The following is a 13011-nucleotide window of genomic DNA, read 5'->3' as shown; positions in this document are numbered from 1 at the left end:
GAACAGCGGCAGCATCAACGGTGGCCCGCAGGGCGTCTTCATCGACGGCAACGCCACGATGGGCACGCTGATGAACAGCGGCACCATCACCGCCGCGCAGAGCGCCGTCCAGGTGTCCGGCACGTTGGATACGCTGGTGAACAGCGGCGTCATCGCCAACGCCACCAGCGCCGTGAACGTCGCGGGCACGCTGGGCACGCTGATCAACCTGGCGGGCGGCACCATCAGCGGCGGCAACGCGTTGTACCTGACCGGGACGCTGGTCAACGGCTTCAGCAACAGCGGCGTGGTCCGGGGCACCATCGACAATGAGACCGCCGCCACCCTGACCATCAGCGGCGGTGCCACCGGCACCATCGGCACGCTGACCGGCCAGTCGGGCCAGGGCACCATCGTCAGCACGCTGGGCAACGTGGCCTTCACGTCCGGCAACCTGCTGCTCAACGACCGCATCCTCGCCACGGGCCATACCGTCATCAACAGCGGCGCCAGCCTGACGCTGGCCAGCATCGTCAGCATCACCGGCGCCTACACCCAGACGGCCGGCACGCTGGCGGTGACACCGGGCACCAGCGGCCTGGTCGCCAGCGACGTCGTGACCCTCAGCGGCGGCACCGTCCTGACCAGCCCGTCGGGTACCGGCAACTATCTGTCCGGCACCTACACGCTGGTTGCCGGGGCCGCCGGTTCATCCTTCGCCGGCGTCACGCTGGTTGGCGGCACCATCACCGGGCTCAGCACCGCCGGTGGCACGGTTGGCGGCACGATCCTGACGTTGGGCATCCAGAACGACTATGTCGGCACGGTGCTGGCCAGCATCGTCAACACCGGCACCATCACCCAGGGGGCGGGCGCGGTCTATGTCGCCGCCACGGGCAGCCTGGGCTCGCTCAGCAACAGCGGCACGCTGTTCAGCGCCATCGGCGTCGACGTGCTGGGCACCATCGGCACGCTGGTGAACAGCGGCACCGGCACGGTGAAGGGCACCAGCGCCAGCGGCGGCGGCCTATTTGTGGCGGCGGGCGGCTCCATCGGCACGCTGGTGAACAGCGGCCTGGTGGTGGGGACCATCGCCGCCGCCGGCCTGCTGGCCACCCTGGGCGCCCATATCGGGGAAGTGGACAACAGTCTGACGGGCACCATCGGCGCGCTGAGCGGCAACGCGGTGGGCATGAAGCTGTTGGGCGCCACCATCGGCGCGGTCAACAACGCCGGCCTGATCAGCGGCATCGGCAACGCGGCGGGCGTGTTCAACGCCGGCGTCATCACCGCCTTCACCAACAGCGGCACCATCGCCGACAGCGCCACCAACAACGGCGCCGTCTATGTCGCCGTGACCGGCTCGCTCATCGGCACCATCGGAACCCTGACCAACAGCGGCCTGATCACCAACAGCAGCGCCGGCGTCTCCTCCTCCATCGTCGCGTTGAACATCCTGGGCGGCACCGTCGGCACGGTGGTCAACAGCGGCACCATCAGCGGCAAGACGGCGGTACGCCTGGGCGGTGTCTCCAACGGCACGGTCAGCAGCAACGGCTACCTGGGCACCCTGGTCAACAGCGGCGTCATCGCCGGCACCATCAACGGCCGGGGCCTGAACCTGGCGGGCGGTGCCGGCACCTTTGGCACCTATACCGGCACCGCCGGCAGCATCGGGTACCTGACCAGCGCCTTCGCCGACGTGACCCTGTCCACCGGCGACATGCTGTGGAACGACAACGTCTCCGTCGCCAGCCACACCCTGCTGAACACCGGTGCCGATGTCCTGCTGAACACCATCATCAGCGTCACCGGCAACTACCGCCAGTCCGCCGGCACCCTGCGGCTGGCCAATGGCGCGGAGCTGGTGGTCAGCGGGGCGGCGGTGCTGTCCGGCGGGTCGCTGGTCGCCACCCTGTCGGCCTTGACCAACTATATCGCGGGGCAGGCGGGCGCCACCCTGGTGGCGGGTGGCGCCGGGTCCAGCTACAGCGGCGTCTCGGTCTCCAGCGGCGGGGTCTCGGGCCTGGCGGTTTCCGGCACCACCAGCGGCACCAACCTGGTGGCGCTCAGCGCCAACGATTATGTCGGGACCCTGCTGCCCACGCTGGACAACAGCGGCAGCATCGGCGGCATGCAGACCGCCCTGTTCGTGCGCAGCACGGGCAGCATCGGCACGGTCAGCAACAGCGGCACGCTGGCGGGTGTCGGCGCCGTCACCGGCTACGGCGCCTCCATCGCCGGCACGATCGGGACGCTGACCAACAGCGGCCTGATCAGCGGCGACGGCACCAACGGCGGCTATGGTCTGCTGAACCGCGGCACCATAGCCACGCTGATCAACACGGTGGGCGGCACCTTCGCCGCCCTGGCCGGCACGGTAGGCTACGGCCTGATCAACCAGAGCATCCTGAACACCGTCGTCAACTATGGCCTCATGACCGGCCACGACGGCGGCCTGCAGAACACGGGCACCATCCAGCTGCTGGACAATACGGCCGGCGGCACCATCCGGTCCAACAGCGCCAATGCGCAGCAGGGCCTGCGCAACGACGGCACCATCGTCACGCTGCTGAACGATGGCCTGATCGGCAACAACTACGGCCTGTTCCAGGCGGCGGGCACGATCCAGACGCTGCTGAACAACGGCACCATCGTGGCCAACGCCAGCGGCGTTTACATGAGCGCCGCCATCGGGACCATCAGCAACAGCGGCACCATCGCCGCGTCGCACAAGGCCATCGTGGCCAATGCCGCCCTGACGGCGCTGCTGAACAGCGGCACCCTCAGTGGCACGCAGGCCCTGGCCATTGGCGTCGGCGGCCAGGTGGGCACGATCAGCAACACCGGTGTCATCCAAGGCAACATCGTCAACAGCGGCACCGTCGGCCTGACTATCGGCGGCGGCACCGGCGGCACCATCGGCACCCTGACGGGCTCATCCGGCCAGGGCACGATCACCAACACCGCTGGGAACCTGGTGTTCAGCGGCGGCGCGCTGGCGCTGAACGACGCCCTCAACGTCGGCACCCACACCGTCATCAACAGCGCCAGCCTGACGCTGGACAGTGTCATCAGCATCGCCGGCCACAACAGCCTGGTCGGGTCGGCGGTGACGCTGTTCGGCGGCAACTTCGTCCAGAACGGCGGGACGCTGAACATCAGGGCGGGGGCGGGCCAGTTGTTCGCCCCCGGTTCGGTCAGCATCAGCAGTGGCCGGATCAACGTCATCCTGAACGACCAGGCCAACTACCTGGCCGGGGACAAGTTCACCCTGGTGCAGAGCGAAAGCTCCAGCATCAGCTTCACCGCCCCCGTCAACTGGGTGGGCGCCCACGACACCATGGCCCAAGGGGCGGCCTTCGCCACCACCCTGCTGGGCTGGGCCAGCACGCTGTCCGGTTCCGGCGAGTATTTCGCGTACGTGGCGTACAATGCCAACGACTACATCGGCGGGTCGATCGCCAGTGTTTCCAACACGGGCAGCATCGGCTTCAACACCGCCGTCTATGTCGCCTCAACCGGCACACTGGGAACGCTGACCAACAGCGGCACGCTGGGGGCCACCGTCGGCATTCTGAACCACGGCACCATCGGGTCCATCCAGAACGATGGCCTCATCCATAGCGCCACCACCGCCATCCAGGGCGACGGCAGCTACGGGACCCTGTCCAACAGCGGCACCATCTTCAGCAGCGTCATCGGCCTGTCACTGGCCGGGCATATGGACGTGCTGGCCAACAGCGGGCTGTTCACCATTGGTCCGGACGGCTTCCAGGTGGTCTACGTCGGCGGCACGCTGGGGACCCTGGCCAACAGCGGCCGGCTGGCGGTCGGCACGGCCAGCCAGCAGGCGGTGTACATCAGCGCCACGGGCAGCCTGGGGACGCTGGTCAACAGCGGCACCATCGCCGGCGACATCACCAACGACAGCGCCCATGCCCTGATCCTCCAGGGCGGCAGCGACACCACCGTTGGTACCCTGGCCGGCGCGACCGGCATGGGCACCCTCACCAGCACCCTGGCCAACGTGACCCTGGCCTCGGGCAATTTGGCGCTGAATGACGCCGTCACCGTCACCGGCCACACCCTGGTGAACAGCGGCGCGTCGGTGCGGTTGGACAGCATCGTCACCGTGACGGGCGACTACAGCCAGTCGGCCGGCGGGCTGACCGTGGCGGCGGGCGCCAGCCGCCTGGTGGTGACCGGCGCGGCCAGCCTCTCCGGCGGCTCCGTCGTCGCCAGCCTGTCCAGCACCGCCAACTATCTGGTGGGGGCCACCGTCGCCACCCTGGTGACGGGCAATGCCAGTTCCGACTTCAGCGGCGTCAATCCGCTGGTCGATGGCCCGACCCTGTCCTTGCGGACCGGCACGCTCGGCGGAGGCGGCACCATCAGCCTGCTGGCCACGGCCATCAGCGACTATGTCGGCGGCACCCTGGCCACGCTCACCAACTCGGGCAGCCTGGGCAGCGGCGTTCCGATCTATGTCGCGACCAGCGGCCACGTCGGCACCGTCATCAACAGCGGCACGCTGGCCGGCAGCAATCCGCTGGACAACGAAGGCGCCATCGACACGCTGCTCAACGCGGCCTCGGGCACCATTGCCGGCAATTTCCAGGGGGTGATCAACAACGGCACCGTCGGCAACCTGACCAATTACGGCCTCATCAGCTCCACCAGCCTGCCCGCCGTGACGAACTACGGCAGCGTCGGCACCCTCACCAATTGGGGCAGCATCCAGCACGGCGTCAGCAGCAGCGGCACCATCGGCTTCCTCAACAACGGCTTGCTGATCCAGGGTGGGATCAGCGATGGCGGCAGCATCGGCACCCTGCAAAACAGCGGAACCATTGCCGATGGCGTGCAGGTCAACGGCACGCTGGCCCTGCTGACCAACAGCGGGACCTTGGCTGGCGGCTCCACCGCCATTTACATTGGCAGTGGCGGCACGCTGGGTGGCCTGGTCAACAGCGGCACGGTGCAGGGCAACATCGTCAACGCCGGCACCCGGCCGCTGACCATCAGCGGCGGCACCAACACCGGCCAGGCGGGCCTGCTGACGGGCGCGACCCTGACCAACGCCGGCACCATCACCAGCACCGGCGCCAACCTGGTGTTCGCCGGCGGCTACCTGGCGCTGAACGACCAGATCGACGTCGGCGGCCAGACGGTGGTCAACAGCGGCGCCGGGCTGACCCTGGGGACGCACATCGCCATCACCGGCAATTATACACAGACAGGGGGCGGCCTGATCCTGACGCCGGGTACGGGCCTCTTGTCCGTCAGCGGCGTCGCCAGCATCAGCGGCGGCAATGTGGTGGCCCTGCTGGACGCAGGCAGCAACTATCTGGTTGGCACCATTGCCGGCACCCTGGCGCAGGGCGGGGCGGGGTCCGACTACACCGGTGTCACCGTCGGTTCCACCATCGGCAACCTGGTCCTGGCCGGTACCACGGCCACCGTCGGTGGCGCCGTCGACCTGTTGCTGAACCCGCTCAGCGACTATGTCGGCGGCACCCTGGCCACGCTGAGCAACACCAGCACCATCAGCGGCGTCACCATCCCCGTCAATGTCGCCAGCAGCGGCCAGGTCGGCACGCTGACCAACAGCGCCCTGCTGTCGGGCCGGCTCTACGGCATCCTGAACCAGGGCACTATCGGCCAGCTTCAGAACAGCGGCACGGCCACCGGCAGCATCGGCCTTTACAACCTGGGCAGCATCGGCACGGTGCTGAACACCGGCGCCTTGCTGGACGCCCCCGCGCCCCAGGCGGGTGGGGTGAACAACGGCGGCACCATCGCCGCCCTGATCAACCAGGGCGTCATCAGCGGCGCCCCCTACGGCATCTACAACTCCCGCACCATCGGTACCCTGGCCAACAGCGGCACGATCAGCGGCCGTACCGCCCTGTTCAATCGCGTTTCCGGCACCCTGGGCACCATCAGCAATAGTGGGCTGATCGCGGGCAACATCGTCAACCTGGCGGCCCAGGATCTGGTCTTCACCGGGGGCCTGGGCGGCACGATCGGCACCTTGGCCGGCGCCACCCTGGGTACCTTGGGGACCCTCAGCAACACGCTGGGCAACGTGGTGTTCTCGGCCGGCAGTCTGCTGCTGAACGACACCCTCAATGTCTCCGGCCACACGGTGGTGAACAGCGGTGCTGCCCTGACCCTGGCCAGCGTCATCGGCATCACCGGCGCCTACAGCCAGGCGGCCGGCACGCTGGTGGTAGGCAATGGCGCGCAGCTGGCGGTCGGCGGCGTGGCCAGCATCACCGGCGGCACGGTCCTGGCCAGCCTGTCCGGCACCGGCATCTACCTGGCGGGGAACGCCACCACCCTGGTGAGCGGCACCACCGGGTCCAGCTACCTCGGCGCCACCGTCCAGGCCACCGGCGCCACCGGCCTTGCCAGCGCCGGCACTGTTGGCGGCCCCAGCCTGTTGCTGGCCTTCGGCAGCGACTATGTCGGCGCCGGCCTGGCCACCCTGGCCAACACCATCGCCATCAGCGGCGTCACCCAAGCCCTGCACGTGGCGGCGGGCGGCAGCATCGGCACGCTGCTCAACAGCGGCACGCTCAGCGGCACCAATGCCGCGCTCTACATCGCCGGCACCGTCGGCCTGGTGGCCAACACCGGCCTGATCCAGGGCGATATCGTCAACGGCGGCGGCACCCTTACCGTCACCGGTGGCGGCTTCGGCACCCTCGGCACCCTGACCGGCCAGTTTGGGCTGGGCAGCATCACCAACACCGGCGGCGACCTGGTCTTCGCCGGCGGCAACCTGGTGCTGAACGACGCCATCAACGCCAGCGGCCATACGGTGGTGAACAGCGGCGCCTCCCTGACGCTGCCCGGCAGCGTCAGCATCACCGGCGGCTATCGCCAGACGGGCGGTACCCTGGCGCTGAACGCCGGCACCAACCCGCTGACGGTCAGTGGTGCGGCCAGCATCGGCGGCGGCACGGTCCTGGGCCTCGTGGACGCCGGCGGCAATTACCTGGTGGGGACGTCCTACACCCTGGTGCGGGGCGGGGCGGGTTCCAGTTACGTCGGGGCCATGGTCACCGACACCGTGGGCGGCCTGGCTACCGGCGGCCTCACCGCCGGCCAGACCCTGCTGATGACCATCGCCAACGACTATGCCGGCGGCACCCTGGCCACGCTCAGCAATACCGGCACCCTCAGCGTCGGGACTGGCATGTTCGTGGCAGCCACGGGCAGCGTCGGCACCCTGGTCAACGCCGGCACGATCAACGGCACCTGGGGCATCCACAACATGGGCAGCGTGGGCACGCTGCTGAACAGCGCGCTGATCAGCGTGGCCGGCACCGGCATCCTCAACAATGCCGCCGTCGGCCTGCTGGTCAACAGCGGCACGCTGCTGGCCGACGGCACCAACGGCCTTTACAACGGCGGCAGCATCGGCACGCTGGTCAACAGCGGCCGCCTGGTGAGTTCCCAGATCTCGGCCGGCTCGGGCACGCCCGCCGCGGTGGGGAACCAGGGCACCATCGGCGTGCTGTCCAACAGCGGCGTGATCAGCGGCCCCGTCGCCCTGGTCAACGCCGGTACCATCGGCCTGCTGGACAACAGCGGCACCATCGCCGGCGACATCCAGAACACCGGCGGCATCGACCTCACCATCGCCGGCGGCAGCGCCGGGGCGGTGGGCACGCTCACCGGCTATACCGGCGTCGGCACCTTGACCAGCAGTGGCGCCAACGTGGTGCTGGCGTCGGGCAGCCTGTTGCTGAACGACCGGGTGGACGTGGGCGGCGGCACGCTGGTCAACAGCGGCGCCTCGGTCCGGCTCGATACCCTGATCAGCGTCACCGGCACCTACAGCCAGAGCGCCGGCACCCTGGCGCTGTCCTCCGGCGCCGGCCAGCTGTCGGTCAGCGGGGCGGCCCTGATGATCGGCGGCACGGTGGCGCTGGCCGGTGTCGTCAGTACCGACAACGTGCTGGCGGGCGGCGGTGGTTTGGTCGTGGCGGGCGGCGCGGGGTCGACCTTCACCGGCCTGACCTATGCTTCGCCCGTCAGCGGCCTGGAACTCACGGGCAGCGTGGGCGGCGACAGCCTCTACCTGCTGACCCTCAACGACTACCTGGGCGGCGTCCAGGGCAGCCTGGTCAACACCGGGACCCTCAGCGCCGGCAACGCCGTCTATGTCGCGGCCAGCGGCAGCGTGGGGACCTTGACCAACGCCGGTACCCTGCAGGGCACCATCGCGGCGGTGAACAACCTGGGCAGCATCGGCACCCTGGTGAACCAGGGGATGCTGTCGGGCGCCACCGCGTTCAGCAACGCCGCCACGGCCACGCTGGGCACCCTGGTCAACAGCGGCACCATCAGCGGCAACATCGTCAACCTCTCGGCCCGCGACCTGGTGCTGATGGGCGGCGACACCGTCGCCGGCACCCTGAGGGGCGGCAGCATCGGCAATACGGCGTCCAACCTGGTGTTCGCCGGCGGCCAGCTGGCGCTGGGCGATGCCGTCGACGTCGGCGGCCACACGGTGGTCAACAGCGGCGCCACCCTGCGCCTGGATACGGCGGTCAGCATCACCGGCGCCTACAGCCAGACGGGCGGCACGCTGGCCCTGGGCACGCTGGGTGAACTGGTGGCCACCGGGGCCGCCAGCATCAGCGGTGGCCTGGTGCAGGTCAGCCTGTCCAGCGCCGGCAACTACCTGGCCAGCAGCCTGACCACGGTGGTGGCCGGCGGCGCGGGCTCCAGCTACGCCGGTGCCACCATCACGGCGGCCGGCACTATCGCCGGCCTGGGCCTGGCCACCAGCATCATGGGCGACAACCTGGTGCTGGCCATCGCTAACGACTACATCGGCGGCACGCTGGCGACGCTGACCAACAGCGGCCTGCTGGCGGCCAGCACGGCGGTCTATGTCGCCAGCGGCGGTTCCCTGGGCACCCTGGTCAACAGCGGCGTGATCCAGGGCAATATCGTCAACGCCTCGGCCAACGCCCTCACCATCGCCGGCGGAATTGGCACCCTGGCTGGAACGCTGGCGGGCGCCGGCGGCAGTATCGGTACCATTACCAGTACGCTCGCCAACGTGGTGTTCGCCAGCGGCACAACTCGCCTGGACGACCAGGTCAACGTCGGCAGCGGCACTGTGCTGAACGACAGCGGCGCCACCCTGTGGGTGGGCGCCCCCATCACCATCACCGGCAACTACAGCCAGGCGGCGTCCGCCAACAGCGCCCTCAGCATCAGCGCCGGCGGCGGCCTGGTGGTCACGGGGACGGCCACCATCACCTCCGGCAGCGTCCAGGCCGGCGGCTACAGCGTCACGGGCAACTATCTGGCCGGCGGCAGCATCACCACGCTGGTCAGTGGCGGGGCGGGTTCCCGCTACGCCGCCACCCTGGTGGGCGCCGGCGTCAGCGGGCTGGAGGTCGGCGGCAGCGTGATGGGCAACGCCCTGCTGGCCACCATCGGCAACGACTATGTCGGCGGCACCCTCGCCACCCTGGTCAACAGCAGCAGCATCAACGGCGGCGTCACGGCGGTGTACGTGGCCGGCACGGGCAGCATCGGCTCCCTGATCAATAGCGGCCTGCTGGCCGGCAGCGCCCGCGGCATCCGCAACCTGGGCATCGTCGGCACGCTGGCCAACAGCGGCACGATAGTCGGCTTGCTGGACAGCGGCGCCATCGGCCTGCTCAGCAACACAGGCACGCTGTCCGGCGCCACCGCCCTGTCCATCGCCGGTGGCGGCACGCTGGGCATGATCGCCAACAGCGGCCTGATCAGCGGCAACATCGTCAACGCCAGCGCCAACGCCCTGACCATCACCGGTGGCAGCGGCACCCTGGTGGGGACCTTCACGGGCGGGACGATCGCCAGCGCCCTGGCCAACGTGGTGCTCGCCTCCGGCAACCTGGTGCTGAACGACCAGGTCACGGGCACGCTGGTGAACCGTGGCGCGTCGGTGCAGCTGACCAGCATCGTCAATGTGACGGGCGCCTACAGCCAGTCGGCCGGCACGCTGGGCCTTGCCAGCGGTGCGCAGCTGGTGGCCAGCGGGACGGCCAGCCTGACGGGCGGCACGGTGGTCGCCACCCTGTCGTCCACGGCCAACCACCTGGCGGGCCAGGTCGGCCTCACCCTGGTGGCCGGTGGTGCGGGGTCCAGCTACACCGGCGTCAGTGTCACCACCAGCGGCGTCACGGGCCTCAGCATGGCCGGCACCACCAGCGGCACAGACCTGGTGCTGGTGGGCCTGAACGACTACATCGGCGGCACCCTCGCCAGCATCGCCAACACCGGTACGCTCAGCGCCGCCACCGCCGTCTACATTGCCGGCACCGGCAGCCTGGGGACCCTGGCCAACAGCGGTGTCATCGCCGGCAACATCACCAACCTGGGCACCGCCGGCCTGACCATCACCGGCGGCACGGCCGGCACGGTGGGCACGCTGACCGGCCTGTCGGGCATGGGCATCATCACCAGCGGCACCGCCGACGTGGTGTTCGCGTCCGGCGCCCTGGCGCTGAACGACAGCGTGAATGTCGGCAGCCATACGGTAGTGAACAGCGGGGCCAGCCTGATCCTGGCCGGCACCATCGGGGTCACCGGTGCCTATAGCCAGACGGGCGGCAGCCTGCTGATCGACCCGGCCACGGCGCAGTTGGTGGTCAGCAATGCCGCCAGCATCACGGGCGGCACGGTGCGGGCCAGCCTGTCGGGCGCCAGCAACTACCTGGCGGGCAGCGCCTACACCCTGGTGCAGGGCGGTGCGGGGTCCGATTACACCGGCGCCACCATCGCCGTGACGGGCCTTCAGGGCCTGGGCGGCACCGCCTCCATCGCCACGGTGGGCGGCGGCCTCGACCTGCTGCTGGCGGTCACCACCGATTATGTCGGCGGCACGCTGGGGACGCTGTCCAACACCGGCACCTTGAGCGGCGCCACGCCGGTCTATATCGCCAGCAGCGGCACGCTGGGCACCCTGGTCAACAGCGGCTTGATCCAGGGCAACATCATCAACGCCAGCGCCAACGCCCTGACCATCCAGGGCGGCAGCGGCACCCTGGTGGGCACGCTGACCGGCGGCGGCATCGCCAGCACTCTCGCCAATGTGGTGCTGGCGTCGGGCAACCTGGTGCTGAACGACCAGGTCACCGTCACCGGCCACACCTTGGTCAACGTCGGGGCCAGCGTGCTGCTGAACACCATCGTCGGTGTCAGCGGCGGCTACAGCCAATCGGCGGGCACGCTGGCGTTGGCCTATGGCGGCGGCCAGCTGTCGGTGACCGGGGCCGCCGTGCTGACGGGCGGCACCATCGCCATTAGCGGCGCGCCCGGCACCCTCAACTCGGCAGCGGGCAACCTGCTGGCGGGCCAGGGCGGCACCGCGGCCGTGACCGGGGGGGTGGGGTCCAGCTACACCGGCCTCAGCTACGCCTCCGGTGTCACGGGGCTGGAGCTGACGGGCAGCGTCGGTGGCACCAGCCTCTACCTGGTGGGGCTGAACGACTATGCCGGCGGCACGCTGGGCACCCTGGCGAACAGCGGCACCGTCAGCGCCGGCAACGCCGTCTATGTGGCGGCGACGGGCGGCATCGGTACCCTCTCCAACAGCGGCACGCTGGCGGGCACGCTCAGCGGCGTGCGCAACAGCGGTTCCATCGGCACCCTGCTCAACCAGGGCCTGATCGCCGGCGCCACCGCGCTGTACAACGCAGCCGGCGCCACCCTGGGCACGGTGACCAACAGCGGCACCCTTCGTGGCAACATCGTCAACCTGTCCTCCGGCGACCTGGTCATCGTGGGCGACGGCACGCTGGCGGGCGGCAGCATCACGAACGCGGCCAGCAACCTGGTGTTCGCCGGGGGAAGCCAGGTGGTGGGCGACGTCATCAATGTGGCCAGCCACACGGTGGTGAACAGCGGCGCCACCCTGACGCTGGCCAGCACGCTCAGCATCACCGGCAACTACAGCCAGGCCAGCGGCACGCTGGCGCTGGGCACGCTGTCGGCGGTGGTCAGCGGTATCGCCAGCATCAGCGGCGGCATGATCACCACGGCCCAGCTGGATGCCGGCGGCAACTACGTGGCGGGGGGCGCCGCCGGCACACTGGTGCAGGGCGGGGCAGGGTCCGGCTACAGCGGGGTCAGCGTCACCTCGGCCATCACCGGCCTGGCCGCCGCCACCCGCGTGGCCACCATCGGGTCCAGCGTGGACCTGCTGATCGCCGTGGCCAACGACTATGTCGGCGGCACTCTTACCACCCTAAACAATACCGGCACGATCAGCGGCGTCACCACGGCGGCCTACATCGGGACCCTGGGCAGTGTGGGCACCCTGGCCAACAGCGGCGTGCTGCAGGGCACGCAGTATGGCATGCGCAACCTGGGCCGGGTGGCGCTGGTCAGCAACAGCGGCACGATCGACGGCCGGGTGGGCCTGTACAACCAGGGCAGCATCGGCACGGTGGTCAACACCGGCGCCCTGATCGACGCACCGTCGGTGGCGGCGGCCGGCCTGAACAATGCCGGGACCATCGGAAGCATCCTGAACCAGGGGCTGATCAGCGGCACGGCCTATGGCCTATACAACAGCGCCACCCTGGGCGCGGTCAGCAACAGCGGCACCATCACCGGCCAGGTGGCGGTGTGGAACAGCGGCACCATCGGCGGGCTGGCCAACAGCGGCCTCATCACCGGCGTTACGGCGATCCACACCAGCGGCACGCTGGGGACGATCGCCAATAGCGGCACCATCGCGGGCAGCATTGTGAACACCAGCGCCAACGCCCTGGTGTTCACGGGCGGCAGCGGCGCCACCGTGGGCAGCCTGACGGGCCAAAATGGTGCCATCGGCACCCTCACCAGCACCGGCGCCAACGTCATCCTGGCCAGCGGCAACCTGGTGCTGAACGACCAGGTGACCGTGGGCAGTGGCACGCTGGTGAACAGCGGCGCCAACGTGCTGCTGACCAACGCCATCAGCGTGACGGGCAACTACAGCCAGTCGGCCGGCACCCTGGCCATGGG

1 protein-coding gene is annotated in these 13011 nt (G+C 69.6%); it reads left to right on the top strand.

Annotated elements, in window-relative coordinates; translation table 11 throughout:
- A partial coding sequence (locus FBZ88_RS30455; RefSeq protein WP_186464669.1) for a beta strand repeat-containing protein occupies window positions 1-13011 on the top strand: 13011 nt, incomplete at both ends.

Origin of the sequence: Nitrospirillum bahiense (assembly GCF_007828025.1) — a bacterium.
Classification (GTDB): Bacteria; Pseudomonadota; Alphaproteobacteria; order Azospirillales; family Azospirillaceae; genus Nitrospirillum; species Nitrospirillum amazonense.
The sequence above is the reverse complement of the archived record's forward strand: the minus strand, read 5'-3'. Positions and strand labels throughout refer to the sequence as shown.